The sequence below is a fragment of the Bacillus sp. AY18-3 genome, assembly GCF_008042305.1.
In the GTDB taxonomy this organism is placed as follows: Bacteria; Bacillota; Bacilli; order Bacillales; family Bacillaceae_G; genus Bacillus_A; species Bacillus_A wiedmannii.
This window is the reverse complement of the sequence record NZ_QKQR01000021.1, coordinates 1-16,159: the sequence shown is the minus strand read 5'-3', so window position 1 is coordinate 16,159 and position 16,159 is coordinate 1. Positions and strand designations below refer to the sequence as shown.

At 34.2% G+C, this 16,159-nt stretch carries 20 protein-coding genes, 1 riboswitch and 1 other annotated feature; of the genes, 7 read left to right on the top strand and 13 right to left on the bottom strand.

The features are described 5' to 3' along the window. Positions 1 to 54: 54 nt before the first annotated feature. From tyrS to DM800_RS18645, 5 genes are all read right to left on the bottom strand, one after another. Positions 55 to 1,317 carry a tyrosine--tRNA ligase gene (tyrS, locus tag DM800_RS18665; protein ID WP_147787325.1) on the bottom strand — a complete coding sequence of 421 codons (1,263 nt, stop codon included), beginning with the start codon at positions 1,315 to 1,317 and terminating at the stop codon, positions 55 to 57. A 50-nt stretch (positions 1,318 to 1,367) separates the two neighbouring features. Then, positions 1,368 to 1,583 (bottom strand) — a binding site (T-box leader). A gap of 108 nt (positions 1,584 to 1,691) precedes the next feature. Further along, positions 1,692 to 2,606: a UDP-N-acetylmuramate dehydrogenase gene (gene murB, locus DM800_RS18660; protein WP_048542427.1), complete on the bottom strand. Its 915-nt coding sequence runs from the start codon at positions 2,604 to 2,606 to the stop codon at positions 1,692 to 1,694. Between the two features lie 388 nt (positions 2,607 to 2,994). Next, the gene (locus tag DM800_RS18655) at positions 2,995 to 3,390 is read right to left on the bottom strand and encodes an SET domain-containing protein (protein WP_000573650.1); all 396 of its coding nucleotides are present in this window, start codon (positions 3,388 to 3,390) and stop codon (positions 2,995 to 2,997) included. Between the two features lie 211 nt (positions 3,391 to 3,601). Continuing rightward, entirely contained in the window at positions 3,602 to 5,104 is a 1,503-nt protein-coding gene (locus DM800_RS18650) for a DUF4077 domain-containing protein (protein WP_098624858.1), read from the bottom strand. Positions 5,105 to 5,138: 34 nt separating this feature from the next. Further along, the gene (locus tag DM800_RS18645) at positions 5,139 to 6,197 is read right to left on the bottom strand and encodes an endonuclease/exonuclease/phosphatase family protein (protein WP_088064775.1); all 1,059 of its coding nucleotides are present in this window, start codon (positions 6,195 to 6,197) and stop codon (positions 5,139 to 5,141) included. Positions 6,198 to 6,417: 220 nt separating this feature from the next. Beyond that, positions 6,418 to 6,477, top strand: a riboswitch (Fluoride riboswitch). Between the two features lie 54 nt (positions 6,478 to 6,531). Here DM800_RS18645 and crcB (DM800_RS18640) point away from each other — a divergent pair. Both crcB (DM800_RS18640) and crcB (DM800_RS18635) read left to right on the top strand, forming a co-directional pair. Beyond that, positions 6,532 to 6,936 carry a fluoride efflux transporter CrcB gene (gene crcB, locus DM800_RS18640; RefSeq protein ID WP_179955688.1) on the top strand — a complete coding sequence of 135 codons (405 nt, stop codon included), beginning with the start codon at positions 6,532 to 6,534 and terminating at the stop codon, positions 6,934 to 6,936. Beyond that, on the top strand, positions 6,933 to 7,289 hold the full coding sequence (gene crcB, locus DM800_RS18635) for a fluoride efflux transporter CrcB (protein WP_147787323.1): 357 nt from the start codon (positions 6,933 to 6,935) through the stop codon (positions 7,287 to 7,289). The genes crcB (DM800_RS18640) and crcB (DM800_RS18635) overlap by 4 nt, the downstream gene beginning before the upstream one ends. Before the next feature lie 33 nt (positions 7,290 to 7,322). Here the strand turns inward: crcB (DM800_RS18635) and DM800_RS18630 are convergent, their stop codons facing one another. The 4 genes from DM800_RS18630 to speG all read right to left on the bottom strand — a co-directional run bounded on the left by DM800_RS18630 (position 7,323) and on the right by speG (position 8,816). Further along, positions 7,323 to 7,562, bottom strand: coding sequence for a DUF3947 family protein (locus DM800_RS18630; RefSeq protein ID WP_046955610.1), 240 nt, complete (start codon positions 7,560 to 7,562; stop codon positions 7,323 to 7,325). 63 nt (positions 7,563 to 7,625) lie between these two features. Continuing rightward, positions 7,626 to 7,838 (bottom strand): DUF3955 domain-containing protein, encoded by a 213-nt coding sequence (locus tag DM800_RS18625; protein WP_088064777.1) that lies wholly within the window; start codon positions 7,836 to 7,838, stop codon positions 7,626 to 7,628. Positions 7,839 to 7,912: 74 nt separating this feature from the next. Further along, positions 7,913 to 8,119, bottom strand: coding sequence for a DUF3955 domain-containing protein (locus DM800_RS18615; protein WP_088092264.1), 207 nt, complete (start codon positions 8,117 to 8,119; stop codon positions 7,913 to 7,915). A gap of 181 nt (positions 8,120 to 8,300) precedes the next feature. Further along, positions 8,301 to 8,816 (bottom strand): spermidine N1-acetyltransferase, encoded by a 516-nt coding sequence (gene speG / locus DM800_RS18610; protein ID WP_088092265.1) that lies wholly within the window; start codon positions 8,814 to 8,816, stop codon positions 8,301 to 8,303. A 461-nt stretch (positions 8,817 to 9,277) separates the two neighbouring features. Between speG and DM800_RS18605 the strand changes: the two genes are divergently transcribed. Further along, entirely contained in the window at positions 9,278 to 9,751 is a 474-nt protein-coding gene (locus DM800_RS18605; RefSeq protein WP_147787322.1) for a DUF4362 domain-containing protein, read from the top strand. A 50-nt stretch (positions 9,752 to 9,801) separates the two neighbouring features. On the opposite strand, the gene psiE is transcribed toward DM800_RS18605, so the two are convergent. Continuing rightward, the gene (psiE, locus tag DM800_RS18600) at positions 9,802 to 10,203 is read right to left on the bottom strand and encodes a phosphate-starvation-inducible protein PsiE (RefSeq protein ID WP_000671178.1); all 402 of its coding nucleotides are present in this window, start codon (positions 10,201 to 10,203) and stop codon (positions 9,802 to 9,804) included. Positions 10,204 to 10,246: 43 nt separating this feature from the next. Beyond that, complete coding sequence (locus DM800_RS18595; RefSeq protein WP_075309572.1) at positions 10,247 to 11,206, bottom strand: nuclease-related domain-containing protein; 960 nt, start codon at positions 11,204 to 11,206, stop codon at positions 10,247 to 10,249. Between the two features lie 418 nt (positions 11,207 to 11,624). Here DM800_RS18595 and DM800_RS18585 point away from each other — a divergent pair, with 418 nt between their 5' ends. Next, positions 11,625 to 12,590, top strand: coding sequence for a DUF4822 domain-containing protein (locus DM800_RS18585; RefSeq protein ID WP_147787321.1), 966 nt, complete (start codon positions 11,625 to 11,627; stop codon positions 12,588 to 12,590). A gap of 193 nt (positions 12,591 to 12,783) precedes the next feature. Here DM800_RS18585 and DM800_RS18580 read toward each other — a convergent pair whose 3' ends face one another. Further along, a complete protein-coding gene (locus tag DM800_RS18580) occupies positions 12,784 to 13,215 on the bottom strand; it encodes an Lrp/AsnC family transcriptional regulator (RefSeq protein ID WP_147787320.1) in 432 nt (143 codons plus the stop codon). A 167-nt stretch (positions 13,216 to 13,382) separates the two neighbouring features. Between DM800_RS18580 and DM800_RS18575 the strand changes: the two genes are divergently transcribed. The 3 genes from DM800_RS18575 to DM800_RS18565 all read left to right on the top strand — a co-directional run bounded on the left by DM800_RS18575 (position 13,383) and on the right by DM800_RS18565 (position 15,874). Continuing rightward, complete coding sequence (locus tag DM800_RS18575) at positions 13,383 to 13,964, top strand: beta-class carbonic anhydrase (RefSeq protein ID WP_147787319.1); 582 nt, start codon at positions 13,383 to 13,385, stop codon at positions 13,962 to 13,964. A 52-nt stretch (positions 13,965 to 14,016) separates the two neighbouring features. Then, positions 14,017 to 14,466, top strand: coding sequence for a cyanase (gene cynS / locus DM800_RS18570; protein ID WP_147787372.1), 450 nt, complete (start codon positions 14,017 to 14,019; stop codon positions 14,464 to 14,466). A 127-nt stretch (positions 14,467 to 14,593) separates the two neighbouring features. Then, positions 14,594 to 15,874, top strand: a complete 1,281-nt coding sequence (locus tag DM800_RS18565) for a purine/pyrimidine permease (protein WP_147787318.1) — start codon at positions 14,594 to 14,596, stop codon at positions 15,872 to 15,874. 51 nt (positions 15,875 to 15,925) lie between these two features. On the opposite strand, the gene DM800_RS18560 is transcribed toward DM800_RS18565, so the two are convergent. Further along, positions 15,926 to 16,159, bottom strand: a 234-nt coding sequence (locus DM800_RS18560; protein ID WP_303740935.1) for a thiol-activated cytolysin C-terminal domain-containing protein, incomplete at its 5' end; no start/stop codon positions are given.

Here is a 16,159-nt window from a genome sequence, read left to right as displayed (position 1 = left end):
TTGTGTATATGAAAAGATGGAAGTATTCTTCCTACTCCCATCCTTTCACACAAATTATTCTCCTAACTTCACTAAGCTGTAGTTCTTCTTCCCTTTACGAATAATAATAAATCGTCCATCAAATGAATTTTCTACAGTAACATCTGTACCCACATCCGTTACTTTTTCGCCATTCATCGAAATAGCTCCATTATTAATATCTTCACGTGCTTGTCGTCTAGATGGCTCAATTCCTAAATCGACTAGCCATTCTACGATATTTTTCGTCTCCTTTGAAGACCGGAATGTTGGCATCTCTTTAAAGCCTTGTTCAATTTCATCGGCTGTTAACGATTTAATATCTCCGCTAAATAACGCTGCTGTAATTTTCACAGCTTGCAGGAGTGCCTCTTCTCCATGAACGAATTTCGTCATTTCTTCCGCTAATACTTTTTGCGCTTCACGTCTATGAGGCTCTGTTTCTACCTTCACTGCCAATTCATCAATGCGCTCTTTCGTTAAGAACGTAAAGTATTTCAAGTATTTCACTACATCACGGTCATCTGTATTCACCCAGAACTGGTAAAATTCAAATGGTGTTGTTTTTTCAGGATCAAGCCAAACTGCACCACCTGCTGATTTACCGAACTTCGTACCATCTGATTTCAGTAATAACGGAATCGTTAATCCAAATACTTTCGCTTCGTGCCCTTCTAACTTACGAATTAAATCTAAACCACTCGTAATATTTCCCCATTGGTCACTACCACCAATTTGCAGTTGAACATCTTCTTTCGTGTATAAATGATGGAAGTCCATCGCTTGCAAAATTTGGTACGTAAATTCTGTGAAAGAAATACCTGTATCTAAACGACTTGCTACAATATCCTTCGCTAACATGCTATTAATGCTAAAGTTCTTCCCGTAATCACGTAAAAACTCAATAATGTTTATTTCATGTGTCCAGTCGTAGTTATTTACCATCTTCACTTCGCTATTTCCGCCAAAATCAAATAGCTTTTTCATTTGCGCTGTTAACGCATCCACATTATGCTGAACTACTTCTAACGTTTGAAGTTGACGTTCTGATTGACGTCCGCTCGGATCACCAATTGTTCCTGTTGCCCCACCAATTAAAATAACTGGATGATGGCCAGCTAACTGGAATCTCTTCATCATCATAAACGGAATCAAATGTCCAATATGCATACTATCACCAGTCGGATCAACTCCGCAGTATAGTGAAATCTTTTTCTCTTCTACTAGCTTACGTAAACCTTCTTCATCAGTCTGTTGATTCACAGCGCCGCGCCATTCTAATTCATCAATAATATTCATCTTTTGTCATCCCCTTTATTTTTTAAAACAAAAAATCCCTATGTCTATGACATAGGGACGATTATTCACCGTGTTACCACCCAGTTTGTATAAATAGCATAGCTACTCATACCACTCTTAGCAATAATATCGATTGCCAATCCGCTTAGCATTACCTAAGATACTCCAGAGTGTAATTCGCAAGTTTGTTTGTGCTAGGTTCCAGCAACCCCTAGCTCTCTCGTTAACAGTGACAAACTGCTACTGGGCTCTTTCAACGTATGTTATTTGTTAAATTATTAGCCATTATATTGAATTGAAAACAAATTGTCAACAATACCCAAATATTATTTTAAAATAATTCATACTTTTATACGCTTTTAATTCAAAGATTATTATAGATCTTCTCCAATAATCCTTACTTCTCTCTCTAACTTCACGCCAAATTTCTCTTCAACTGTCTTTTGTACAAAGTGAATTAAATCGATGTAATCTTGTGCTGTTCCGTTATCAACATTCACCATAAATCCAGCGTGTTTTAAAGAAACTTCCACTCCACCAATTCGCTTACCTTGTAGTCCTGATTCTTGAATCAATTTACCAGCAAAGTTATTTGGTGGACGCTTAAATACACTACCACATGAAGGATATTCTAGAGGTTGTTTTGATTCACGTTTAAACGTTAAATCATCCATTTTTTCTTTAATTTCTTCACGCACACCTTCTTGAAGCTCAAATCTCGCTTCAAGAATAATGTAATGGTTGTTTGCAAATACACTCTTACGATATCCAAATTCAAATGCTTCTTTCGTTAAAGTACGTAACTCTCCATCACCTGTCATTACGACAGCTTCTGTTAATACAAACGATACTTCACCGCCGTATGCGCCAGCATTCATATATAAAGCTCCGCCAACTGAACCTGGAATACCACAAGCAAACTCAAGACCCGTTAAATTATGATCTAATGCAATACGTGATACATCAATAATTGCTGCACCACACTGTGCCACAATCGTCGTTCCTGTTACAGTCACATCTGTAATGTGAATTAAACTTACGGTAATCCCACGAATTCCACCATCTTTAATAATGACATTCGATCCATTTCCTAAAAACGTAACTGGAATATTATATTCGTTAGCATATTTGATAACTTCTTGAATTTCATCATAATTTGTCGGCGCAACGAACACATCTGCTTTTCCACCAACTTTAATATGCGTATGATTCTTTAACATTTCATCTTGTTTCACATGACCTTCAGGCAATACCGTACTTAAATATTTATAAACCTCTTGCATATTCATTTTACGATTCCTCTATTTCTATATTCTTTTTATCCCGTTATACGGGCCCATAATATCCCCACATACATGAACGAACCTAAAGTGGTGGATACAGTGTACCCAAAATCAATTCGAGACACCTATAAACCTCTTAATTTATAAGAGGTGCCACTCATATTAAAATATATATTGCATAATAAAGCAACCCAAATGGGCTACTAAACTTGACATGTCATCAGAAAGACAACAATTTGTAAAATATATTACTTTTTCAAAACACTATCCTTCAGTATCTTACTATACCATACGAAAATAAAGTGGTATTTTTTTGTAATCTTTACTTTGTTTTCATCAATAAAAAAGATGCTTTTACATAGGTAAAAGCATCTTTTTTATTACTTATTATAATTTACTTTTCGTTCTCTTCTTTTTCCTTATCAAACCATAATAGCTCATCGTCATCAACTTCACCATTATAATTGATTAGAATCTCTTCTCCCGCTTTTATATCTTTGTAAGCAAAGAAGTTAAATGTGTGATTCTCAAAGACAATATCATACGTTGCATTCGGATTATATGCATGATTAAATAACATGCCGTATCCTAAAAGGAATGCTGTATGATTTACCCCATACTCAAATGCGTAGTCAGCAAGTAACGTTTTCTCAATGTGTTCATGCTGTTCATTCGGATAAGAGATAACTGGTGCTGAGTGAATCAACTCACCCTTTTTAATATCACGAGTTGCAAATACCCCTCTATTAAATTCTCCATCACTAAGTTCAGAAGTCTTAACTTCGATCATATGCGTCACCTATATAATTCTTTCTTTGAAGTATTTTATTCCGCTATTTGCGGGTTTCAACTAATAATCAGTAGCGTATAGCCCCACTAATTAAAGTCTCAGTTTATCTCCTTAAGCTTGGCAGAAAACGCGCAGAAAAGCAATTAAATTACTACCAAGTATTCATTTAAATGAAAAAAGAGCACACATAGTGTGCCCTTTTTAAGAGATATTACTTTTCTAAAATATTTTCTAGCAACTTCACTTGCTCGCTAACAGTATGCAACGTCTTCACCGATATATCATTTCGATGTTTTTCTTCTTCCACACTTGCTAACACTTCTTCCGTAGCCGCAGAAGTTTGCTGAATTACATTAGAAGCATGTGTAACATCCTTTACGATATTTGTCGTTTTAACCTGCAAGTTTTCTTGATGACCAACAATCTCTCTCATTACATCATTAATTGCATCAATAAACTTCCCTAAATCCGTTACATTTGTTAAAACACTTGCTAGCATTTCATTACATTCTTCTTGTACTTTTTCTGATTTTTCTACCTGTACTTCCACTTTACTTGCCTGATTACTAAACTCCTTCAAAATACCTTGAATTCTCCCCGCAGAGCGATTCGATTCTTCGGCAAGCTTTAATACTTCATTCGCTACAATAGCAAATCCTTTTCCATGCTCGCCTGCTCTTGCCGCTTCAATATTTGCATTTAAAGCTAGCAAACTCGTCTGACTTGAGATATTCGTTATTACATCTACAATTTCGTTGATTTGCTTCGACTGCATCATTAAATCTCTAAATATAATTCCTGATTGTGAAACAACATCATTTAAACTTCTCATATTCGCTTCAAAATTTCGTAAAGTATGTACACTACCCTTTGAAATCTCTAAACTTTCATCAACACGAGTCGATGCATTTCTTACTTGCGAAATGATTTGTTCAATATTACCTTCCATATCGTTCAATACTTCTACTGAACGTGACATCATCTCTGATTGTGATTGAGTACCAACTGCCACCTCTTCAAAAGCAAAATTAATTTCACTCATCGACTCCATCGATGTATTCATATTTTGTCTTAAGTGATTGAAATTACTATCTAGTTTCCCAACCGTTTCCTCAATCAGTCTTTGCGTTTCTTCTAGCTCCTGAGCTTTCCTCATTACTTCTTGCTTCTCATCACTTAAACGAGCTAACAAATTAGAACCAATCTTCGTTACGCCCCACATTGCAATCGTTACGATTGCTAACAAGCTTGCGAAGTTTGCAGCTTCAGATGCCGCTGTATAAGCAAAAAATTGCTCCGGCCAATAACTACAAAGAATAAATGTGATAATAACCGCCACTCCGCCTAGAATGATAACGAGACGTTCACTTAAATAAATAAGTGAAACTGCTAATGTAAAGTAGACCATTTGAAATACAGCCGGACTTTCATTAAAAGCTTGTACCATAATGAAAGACATAATAAGCAACATAAATGTCATGATATATTTATACATCGCTTCCATGCTTTCTATAAAAGTAAACAGCGTTCCAAATACAACAACTGAAATACCACAAACCCAAAACGCTATTGCTCTCTCTGTAAAAATATATCCGTAATACCCAATCGCGATTATTCCAAGAAAGAAACTACAAATCGTAATGAACAGCAATAAATGATTTTTCTGTGATTCTTTCTCCAGGTTAGAAAAACAAGTTCTCTTTAACCACTCCATATATGAAGCCCCACCTTCTACTTATACATATCGATTACTTCAGCTTAAATACCGCACTTACTGGGTTATGATCGCTATTTTCAAACTTTAAATCTTTCCCTTGTACATTTACAATTTCCACATTCGGTGAAACGATAAAACCATCAATAATCGTGACAAAGTTTTCACCTTCCACATACTTCTTCACATCATCTCTCACCGTCATAACAGATGGATCTACAGCCCACTTAAAGCCACCATCAGTAAAGTCCTTTGGTAACTCTACTAACCACTCAGGACGCTCTTTCACAAACTTCGGATCACTTAACTGAGCGTTCGAAAGTAATTGATTCCAATCTCCGCCCATTATTACGTAATCACCATTTTCATAATGCTTGTTCATATATTCTTTTAAAAACTCTACTTGCTGTTTTCTAATTTTCCCGCCTTCATCATACGCAGACAAATGTAAATTTACGAGTCTCACAAACTTCCCATTATTAACAGGTATTTTATGCTCAACAATCGCTCGATCTAAATCAAACAAACGCTTTGGCCAAGGCTCCATTCCAGGAAGCTGGAACCTCTGCGCTGTTTGAACTGTATATTTAGAAAACGTACTTAATCCAGCCTCCGCATATCCCATTGGACTTGTGATTGGTACAGGGACCCATTTTGTATCATAGTTCTTTCCGAACGACGAAGCATAATCAGGTAATCCTTTTTTCAAAAATTCATGCCCATTTACATCAAAAGATCGCATTGATTTTATATCAACTTCTTGTAATAACGTAAAATCACTATTCTCATTTTGTAAAAACGAAAGCATTTTCTTTAAATTCGTTTCCGTTTGCTCTTTACTACTTGAACCAGAACCTTTTCCACCATCCATAAAGAAGTCTTGATCCTTATCTAATCCAGCATATCCAATATTAAATGTTGTAACTTTAAATTCATTTCCAAGCGCTAACACGCGTTCCTTATTATTTTCCACCTTCAAACTTATAACATTAGCTGGCTGTTCTTTTGTAAGTGTCATATACGCTAAAAAACCACCTACAACTCCCACCCCTACTAAAATACATATAAGTACTATTTTTAATAATTTTTTCAAACGAACGACTCCTTTTCTAAAACTACCAATTTTACTTTTCTTTATTTTCAGTTAACTGAAGTGAATGACAGACATACGAAACATTTTATCATATCAAAAACCTTATATCACTATATTTAGTTTATAAGTATAAATTCTCTATCTTAAACCATCGCATACATACAAAACAGCTCCACTTCTTCACTGGAAATTCTACGCAATTTTTAGTACACTATATGTAATAATCATAGGCGATGGAGTTCGCCATAACTGCTGCTTAGCTAATGACTCCTACCAGTATAACTACTGGTAGGAGTCTATTTTTTTGAGCAAGCTATTTAAAGAGGTGAAGAAATTGATTTATATTATCGTTGGCATAGCCGGTATATTAGGAGCCCTTTCTCGCTATTATTTAGGTCTTACTATTCATACTTCATGGAATCATTCATTTCCGCTAGCTACATTGCTCATCAACTTACTCGGCTGCTTCTTATTAGCGTGGCTGACTACGTATATCGCTCGGAGAAACATCTTGTCTTCAGAAATTATCACAGGCATTGGGACTGGATTCATCGGTTCCTTTACGACGTTTTCAACATTTAGTGTAGAAACTGTGCAACTAATCCATCTTTCTGAATGGGGTACGGCTTTCTTATATGTATCATGCAGCATACTCGGTGGCCTCATTATGTCTGCTCTTGGCTATACACTAGGTGATTTCTTAATTAAGAAACATCTTACGGAAGGTGATCACTTATGATGGAAGCTTTATTAGTAGCAATAGGCGGTTTTTTCGGTGCTATTACACGATTTGCAATTAGCAATTGGTTTAAAAAAAGAAAGAAAACTTCCTTTCCAATTGCTACATTTCTCATTAATATAACAGGTGCATTTTTACTCGGATATATAATTGGCAACGGGGTCTCTACAAGTTGGCAATTATTATTAGGGACTGGATTTATGGGTGCCTTTACGACATTTTCAACATTTAAACTAGATTCCATTCAGCTCTTCAATCGTAAAAACTTTGGCATACTATTTCTATATTTAAGTGCTACTTATATTATTGGTATCCTTTTTGCATTCCTTGGAATGCAACTAGGCGGAATATAAAAAAAGAAAGCGACTCTTATCAGTCGCTTTCTTTCATAAGAAGTATGTCCCGCCATATGGAATGGAAAATAAACCCGCTGGATGCACATCGTAATGTACAATTTGCATCGGAGGCTGTGAGTACGACATATACTGCCCTTGCATCATTTGTGCAAAATATGCTTGCTGCTGCATTTGAATCGCTTGATTCACAGCATGAATTGTCCCCTGTGCTCCTGCCAAAGTAATAGCCGATCCAACTTGCCTTTCAGGATAACAATAATGATTCACCATGATTCAGCTCACTTTTTATTTTTCTTCCCTATCGTATGTTTCTATTTCATGACAAGTGTTTTATTACGCTGTCTTTTTTCGAAGCACCGAGAAAAGAGCCACACACAAAATTGCAACAATTCCAGTAAAAGTAAATAAATATGCTAACGGAATTAAGTAAAATGGCTCCACTAAAGTTCCATCTCGTTTTACTTCCGAACCAATTACATTAAACATAATGATGCATAACACTCCTAAAAATATTGGACTAGAAGCTAATAAATATTTTTTCATCATCATAATTCCTCCTTTTTATACTCTAAAATTTCACATATTTTCTCTAAGGGTGAAAATTTAATCGCTTTGATCTATTACTGTTTTTTCAACCTTGAAGTAATAAATCCAAATAACGAAATACCAATACCACTAAAGAACAGTAAATAACTTATTGGTACTAGGAAAAAGTAAGGTTCTATAAGGAAACCAGTTCCATCCATTTTACTAGTTGCACCATGTATGAATAAACAAGTAGCTCCTAATGATATCAATACAATTGCTAATAAATATTTTTTCATAATATATTCTCCTTTGATTTCACAATTAATTTATCTGCATTCCTTTTTACTATTCTCAATACCATCATAATAAGCCCACTAACATTTTAAGTCAATAACTATTTATTGTTTTACGATAAATAGTTATTATTAAACATAATAAAAAAGGATATAGACAATGATTGTCTATATCCTTTTCACTCCATTATTTCGTTCTAAAATATTCCTTCTGGAACATGCACATTCTTATCGCATTATGGTAGTTGCCATCAACGAAAAACTCGTCGAGAAGTTCTCCTTCTACCATAAATCCAACCTTTTTATAAACGTGTACAGCTTTTTCATTCTCTTTATCGACAACTAAATATATTTTATGCATATTTAATACAGAAAAAGCGTAATCCATCGCTAAACGCGTCGCCTCTGCTGCATAACCATATCCTTGATAATTTGGATCAATAATAATTTGGAATTCTGTTCTACGGTGAATATAATCGATTTCCACTAACTCGACCAATCCAACCATCTCATTATCTTTCTCAACGATAAATCGGCGTTCACTTTGATCATGTATATGTTTATCGTATAAATCCTGCAGCTCTACAAATGCCTCATACGGCTCTTCAAACCAATACGACATAATATGGGCATTATTATTAAGTTCGTGTACAAACTTTAAATCTTCCCGTTCTAAAGGACGTAACCTTAATTCCTGACTCATTGCTATAACCTCCAAGTAAAAGAAACCTCTTCACTTAATTTCTCAATTTTTTTCAATTTCAAACGCCCTATTTACATTGTAAACTTTCAAGCAACTTGAAGGTCAAGACATAAAAAAGCAGTGCAAACTTATGTCTGCACTAACTGACCCTAACGACGAAAAACCTATAAAAGTTGCTAATGCCCCAATTCCACAAATCTTTTTTGCCCTTGAATTCCCCAAAAATTTGTTAAACATGAATCACATCACTCCTTTTTAGATTTTTTTGTTACAAAAACATCATAAACTAATATAAAAATTTCATGTAAAAATTTACAACTTATTAGCAAAAAAATGAAAAAATGCAAATATTTACAGTAAGTTAATAAAAAAACAAATTATCCTTAACCTCCCTTAGACCCGTGTAGGCTAAAATATTATTGTGAATGTTTTTCTAAAAATTAAGAAAGGGAGATGAATCTATGAGAATACAATATAGAAAGTATGCGTTATCTGTAATCTCGCTAGCCTTATTTACTCTTATTGGTTGTACTAATAATGAGAGAAAAAACAATAAAAACGAAACATATACTTTTGAGGATTCCCAAAAACGTGGTGATATTATTGAAAAAAACGATAAAGTTTATAACATAGAGAAATTAGATACTTTCGTAAAAAACTATAATTCAAATAAAGACGATTCAGTTAGAATTACTAAATTTAATAACAAGAACGAACCTATTATTATTGATTTAACTGTAAAAAAAGAAAAGGAATCTACCTCCGTCTATTATGATGTCGACTACACAAAAACAAGTGAGATACATAATGAAAATCAAGAGATACGATATTCGAATAATACATGTCAAAAGATACAGAAAGATATCGAAGACAACAAAGTCACTTATAAATTAGAATGTCCTGACACTATTCATTTGATTACAGCCTCAAAATAATAGGGAGGAAAATTGCAAATAAAAAGTAGTGCAAACTTACGTCTGCACTACTACTCTTTTCTCAAATCTCTCATATTTGATATGTATAAAGCAATGACTAAAACAAGAATGGATCCCGCATATAACAACGTCTCCATCGGTTCCTCATGAGATACGATAATTAAACGAATTAACGCCGTAATTCCGATATAAATAAAATAACGTAACGGGAAATGATAATTCGACTTAAAATACTTAATAATCAATGCGATGAACTCGAAGTATAAGAAATAAACGATGATGCTCTCAACCAATTTATACGATGTATATTCCTTTGTTGAAAATATGTATTGAATAAATGTAATCGTCTCGTTAATTAAAAAGATCGATAAAACAATGGACAATATAATTAACGCTATATTCAATATCCACTGTAAAACGCTAGCTATGTAATGATCGATATTAAACTTCATTTCACACTCTCCTTCACGTAAATACTTATTTATTATAGCAAAATTATGATTGAAACGTAGTTAAATCATATATTCGTCCCTTGTTGTCACCTGTGTGGGGGATATTCATTGTTTGGAGGAGTCTATGAACTGTTGCACTTGATTGAACATGGAGAAATTCCTTTAACTGCATATTTGTACAAGTTCCACTAATAAGAAGTACATAATCATGTATGGCATCCTCATGTGCTACTTTAGAGATAGCTTTACAATTTGAACAGTACCACCCTTTTTTTAATTTCAACATCGGCATTATAGAGCATACCTCACATCGTACGCCGTTTAACAATTCTCCTTTTTTGATTTTAAATTGTTCAAGGATATTTTGCTGTAATGGAGTATGATGCCTTACTATTTGACAAATAAGATCGTCTACATTTTTTATAGTTTTTTTCTTATATTTACTCTCAAACCATTTTATTTTATGAGGTAAATTTGCACTGTGGATAATTTTATTGGGGAGATTATCGTCTGAAGCTTTAATAATAGTTCGTGGATTACTAATAACAACGAGTGATTCAATCGGAAAACGAGAAAACCCATTTAAACTTAACCATTTTCTAAACTGTTCCTCTTGTCTTTTCACTTGTAAAATTGGATCTGGAAAGCCTTCTGAATTCCCCTCTGATATTCTAATAAGCTGATTAAACTTTGAATCAAATAGTAACGTACCTGCTATATTTTTTATTTCGAGGAAAAGCAGAAAATATGCTGAAATGATAATCGTATCAATTTGAAAATGGTGATTTTGATCAAACAACCTTATATCGTGCAAAATACTATATGTTTCTTCTGGCAAAAAACTTAGTGGATAATTGATAGCTTGTTCACCTTTGTAACCTGCTTTATGCTTCGCTAAACTTTCTGCAACCATATCCCGTTTCGGATGGTGAGCAGGTAATCTTCTAGATAACGCTTCTAATTGCCGTAAATACATTGGCATTTGTCGTTCTTTCACAATCATCTTTAGCCCTCCTCAAAATATATCAACGATTTTTCAAATATATCTATCATAACTCACAATATATCAACGATTTTTTCAATATATCAACGATTCGACATAGAATATCGACTTACCGACAAAAATCGACACAACATGCACCCATAAAATCCTATACACAGTATAGCATCACATCTAAAATCGCACTGTAAGCATAATATTAATCCACCCATTTGATTCCGGCAGTTTCAAAATGAGAGATTTACATTCACCTTATGTAAAAGAACTTTTTATAAGTATGAACAAATTTTAGGAATTAGTTTATCTTTTTTTAATGTTTTATTTAGAGGCAGTTTATACTCGGCCATTAACATAATAAACGTAGTAATTACATTCAGAAACACGAACTATTTAAAATCATAAAATAAGGAGACGATAAAACATGAACAAAAAAACGAAAGCACTATCATCTATATTACTCGGATTCACACTAGCACTAACAGGATGTGCTGGTACTAAAGCTGAAGAAAATCATAATAAGCCGAAACAAGAACAAGCTGCCAAAGAAACAAAAAAGGAAAATAAGTTAACGAAAGGCCAAAAAATGGCTAACATTCTTAGCGATACAAATTGGCAAGGTACAAGAGTGTATGACAAAGATAAAAATGATTTAACAAAAGAAAATGCAAACTTCATTGGCCTTGCGAAATATGATGCAAAGTCAGGAAGATATGAATTCTTTGATGCTAAAACAGGTGCAAGTCGTGGCGATAAAGGAACTTTCTTTATCACAAATGATGGGAAAAAGAGAATATTAATTTCAGAATCAATGAAATATCAAGCTGTTGTTGATATGACAAAACTAAATAAAAATGTATTTACTTATAAACGAATGGGGAAAGACGCTAACGGTAACGATGTAGAAGTTTTCGTTGAACATGTTCCATATAAAGAAAAAGAGCTTTCTTTCACTGATCCGGACAAGCAACTGAACACGACTACAGGCGATATCGTTAAAAACGTTGATGGAGATAAAATTTTAGGTGGAACCCTTTGGCACGGAACAAAAGTATTAGATGAAGCGGGTAATGACGTAACACAGTTTAATTCGAATTTTATAAGTCTAGCAAAATTCGATGACAAGTCTAATAAATACGAGTTCTTCAATAGCGAAACAGGTCAAAGCCGCGGTGACTATGGTTACTTCGATGTTTTACACGAAAATAAAATAAGAGCCCATGTTTCAACTGGAAATAATAAATATGGCGCGGCTCTTGAACTTACTGAACTAAATAATAAGAAATTTACGTATAAAAGAACTGGTAAAGACCAAGCGGGTAAAGACATCACTATATTCGTTGAACATGAACCTTATACAGGTGATATGAAACCACAATTTAGTTTTTAAAAACATTTTATTACAAATCCTGTACTGAGCTACAGGATTTTTTTAAGGCGAAATTATTTATGACTCCCTTAAAAAAGCCTTACTACACATAAATTGTAGTAAGGCTCCGACTATTTAAGATGAAAATTTTATTATCTCTATACAAATAAGGTTTAGCAAATAATGTTGCCATCCCCTCCAAGGAAAAGAAACCTTATTTCAACTTTCCTATTGATAAGTTAACACGATAATTCCCGTACTTTAATAGTCGTCCTAGAAATTCATCTAAGTCTTCATTGGAAGCAAAATGTGTTTTTAATAAATAACACCCCTCACCGCTTATACGGTCTACTTCAGAAATCCCTTCTTCTTTTTGAAAGAAATTCATAAACTCTTGATGATTAGCTGTTGTTACGAATAAAGTAACAAATGCAGTCACTACTTGTCCTAATTTGATTCGGTTTATTGCGATTGTATATTGTTCAATAATCCCTAAATCCTCTAATCTTCGAATTCGATTTCCTACAGCCTGCCCCGTCATATGTATTTTTTGACCAAGTTCTTTCCATTGTATTCTTGAGTTTTCTCCTAATAATTTCAGTATCTCAAAATCTGTTTGATCAATGATATAAACCAATCCTTTCATCGTGAAAGTAGAAAGCCAGAAAGTGTTTCGCCAACTTATTCTGCTTGTCGATACAATTCACTATACTTAGTTTATCCTCTTACATCACATTGTTTATCAGTTACATTTACTTATAACACAGAGGACGCAACAAAAAAATACATCTAGATTTAAAGGAGGTTACAAATATGTTATTACAAGAGATTTTATCGTTCAATGAACAATTTGTAGAAAATAAAGAATACGCTCCTCGTGAAGCGACAAAAATGCCTAAAAAACGTATGGTTGTTGTTTCTTGCATGGACGCTCGTTTAATTGAGCTACTTCCAAAAGCTTTAGATATACACGATGGTGATGCAAAAGTTATCAGAAATGCAGGTGGTAAAATTGCTTCTGCTTTCGATAGTGTTATGCAAAGTGTTGTCGCATCAGTATATGATCTAAATGCAGATGAAATCTTCCTTATCGGACACCAAAGATGTGGTGCGAGCCAAACTAATCCAAAAGGAACACTTCAAAAAATATTAGATCGTGGAGTAGCTTCACCAGAAATTTTATCAGCGATTGAATATGCTGGTGTTGACCTTGAAAAATGGTTATTTGGATTCGATGATGTCAACGGTTCAACTCAAGCTAATGTTGATTTAGTAAGAAATCATCCACTTATTCCAAAAGATGTTCCTGTACATGGTTTAGTTATTGATCCTCACACAGGTAAATTAGATTTAATAGTTGATGGATATAAAGCATTAAATAGTATGAAAAATTAATTATTACTTAAATGAAGGGAAGTTATTAGATATGAAAAAACAAGTATTAGATATGAATAGACAAGAAGCTACGCAAAAAATTCTAGAGGCAAAAATTAAAAAAGGGTTAACTTGGGAAGAAATTGCAAAAGTAAGTGAACACTCTGAGACTTGGGTTGTAACAGCGTTATTAGGACAAGCTACAATGACACGTCCAGAAGCAGAAAAAATCGGTAAACTATTAGAATTAGATGAAGAAGTAGTTCAAGCATTAACAGTAGTTCCACTTCGTGGCCAAGTAATGGAAATGCCACCTACTGACCCGATTGCATATCGCTTATATGAAATGATGTTACAATATGCACCAACTATTAGAGAATTAATCTTAGAAAAGGCCGGCGAAGGTGTAATGAGTGCAATTAACTTCAACCTGGGTGTGGATACACAAAAAGATCCAAAAGGTGGCGACCCCCGTATCGTGATTACACTTAACGGGAAATTCTTACCATTCCGTACATGGTAATTAACTAAAAAACTATATATGTAATTAAAATAATTTTATTAATTTACAAAATCTATCCTTTTTAATCTAACTGTGTAGAAAGGATGGATTTTTACTATGAGATTCTTTTTCGGCAAAGGAGAATAATATGAATAAAAAGCACTTCGATACGAGCTTTAGTACTCTACAATGGTTTGTGTTTCTATTAGCAAATGCAATTGCATTACCTATCATTATTGGTGGCATATTCCATTTACCAATAGAAGATATCTCAACATTAATGCAGCGGACTTTTTTAGTCGTGGGAGTAAGTTCGTTTCTACAAGCGTGGTTTGGGCATCGCTATCCCATAGCGGATGGGCCAGCAGGTTCATGGATAAGTATATTTGTCATATTGGGACAAGTAGCTATGCATCAGGGACAAAGTCCAAAAGATGTATTACAACTTTTAGAAGGCGGGTTAATTATTGCGGGTATATTACTCTTCGTTCTTGGTATAACAGGGCTTGTTCAGCGAACCTTACGTTTATTTACCCCTTTAGTTACAGGAACCTTTCTTTTAATCTTAGCACTTCAGCTTAGTGGTGTGTTACTAAAAGGAATGATGGGATTACAAGGATCTGCAACTCATCCCGACTATACAATTGCTACTATTGCGCTCTTTGTTTTTGCCCTTATTACTTTCTTATCAATTAAAGGGAAAGGATGGATGAAAAGTTACGCTGTGTTACTTGGAATTTCATGTGGTTGGCTTTTGTATGGAGTATTAGGAAAATCATCTCATATGCCTTCACATACAACGCTAGTTAAGTTACCAGAGATATTTGCTTGGGGCACACCTAGATTCGATATTGGAATGACTCTAACTGCGACTTTATTCACCTTTCTTTTAGTTGCAAATACAATTGCTGCTATTTCGGCTGTAAAACAAGTGGCTCCGTTATCTAAAGAAAATGAAAAACAAACACTGAACCGTGGTGTATGGGTCGGAGGTATATCACATATTATCTCATCATTGTTCTCTACAATTGGAATTGTACCATTACCTGCATCAGCAGGATTTATTCAACTAACAGGTCAAAAAAAGGTGAAGTCGTTTCTTATAGCAAGTCTTATATTAGCAGGTATTTCTTTTATCCCCTCAATTGTAAACTTTATATCCTTGCTACCAGGTCCTATTGCTAATTCTGCACTTTTAGCTACATTTGTCCAAGTAATAGGCATTTCATTTCAATCCATTTTACGTGAAGAATTAAAGCAACGCCGATTAACTATATTAGGAATTTCATTATTAATCAGTTTGGGAATAATGTTTCTTCCAGAAAGTGCATTTAGCGGAGTCCCTTCTTCCTTACAATATGTTTTAAGTAACGGATTACTCGTAGGTACTATGATCGTTATTTTGCTAGAACAGTTTTGGAAAGAGTAAAATTTGTGACTAAGTAAAAAAGCGCCCTGATTACAGGGCGCTTTTTTATACCTAATGACTAATACTAGCCGTTGGGTATAATGTTGTTCCTCCAATTGAAACTTTTATTTCATTTGTTAATGGAACATTTTGTTCATTAATAATTGTTCTCCACCATTCCCATGCAAGACCAGTACATTCTCTAGCTACGATTTTTATATTTTTTGAATTTGGTGGAAGAGGGATAACTGTAGAGTAATGAGCTGTTTTGTCTCTGCCGCTACCATCCCATGTTTTATGTGTTAG

Coding starts and splice junctions, on each gene's coding strand:
- DM800_RS18650 (WP_098624858.1), bottom strand. CDS start 5,104: ATGGAGTGGTTAAAGAGAACTTGTTTTTCTAACCTGGAGAAAGAATCA.
- crcB (WP_147787323.1), top strand. CDS start 6,933: ATGATGGAAGCTTTATTAGTAGCAATAGGCGGTTTTTTCGGTGCTATT.
- tyrS (WP_147787325.1), bottom strand. CDS start 1,317: ATGAATATTATTGATGAATTAGAATGGCGCGGCGCTGTGAATCAACAG.
- cynS (WP_147787372.1), top strand. CDS start 14,017: ATGAATAGACAAGAAGCTACGCAAAAAATTCTAGAGGCAAAAATTAAA.
- DM800_RS18630 (WP_046955610.1), bottom strand. CDS start 7,562: ATGGTGAATCATTATTGTTATCCTGAAAGGCAAGTTGGATCGGCTATT.
- DM800_RS18625 (WP_088064777.1), bottom strand. CDS start 7,838: ATGATGAAAAAATATTTATTAGCTTCTAGTCCAATATTTTTAGGAGTG.
- speG (WP_088092265.1), bottom strand. CDS start 8,816: ATGAGTCAGGAATTAAGGTTACGTCCTTTAGAACGGGAAGATTTAAAG.
- DM800_RS18565 (WP_147787318.1), top strand. CDS start 14,594: ATGAATAAAAAGCACTTCGATACGAGCTTTAGTACTCTACAATGGTTT.
- DM800_RS18580 (WP_147787320.1), bottom strand. CDS start 13,215: ATGAAAGGATTGGTTTATATCATTGATCAAACAGATTTTGAGATACTG.
- murB (WP_048542427.1), bottom strand. CDS start 2,606: ATGAATATGCAAGAGGTTTATAAATATTTAAGTACGGTATTGCCTGAA.
- DM800_RS18655 (WP_000573650.1), bottom strand. CDS start 3,390: ATGATCGAAGTTAAGACTTCTGAACTTAGTGATGGAGAATTTAATAGA.
- DM800_RS18585 (WP_147787321.1), top strand. CDS start 11,625: ATGAACAAAAAAACGAAAGCACTATCATCTATATTACTCGGATTCACA.
- DM800_RS18575 (WP_147787319.1), top strand. CDS start 13,383: ATGTTATTACAAGAGATTTTATCGTTCAATGAACAATTTGTAGAAAAT.
- psiE (WP_000671178.1), bottom strand. CDS start 10,203: ATGAAGTTTAATATCGATCATTACATAGCTAGCGTTTTACAGTGGATA.
- DM800_RS18595 (WP_075309572.1), bottom strand. CDS start 11,206: ATGATTGTGAAAGAACGACAAATGCCAATGTATTTACGGCAATTAGAA.
- DM800_RS18605 (WP_147787322.1), top strand. CDS start 9,278: ATGAGAATACAATATAGAAAGTATGCGTTATCTGTAATCTCGCTAGCC.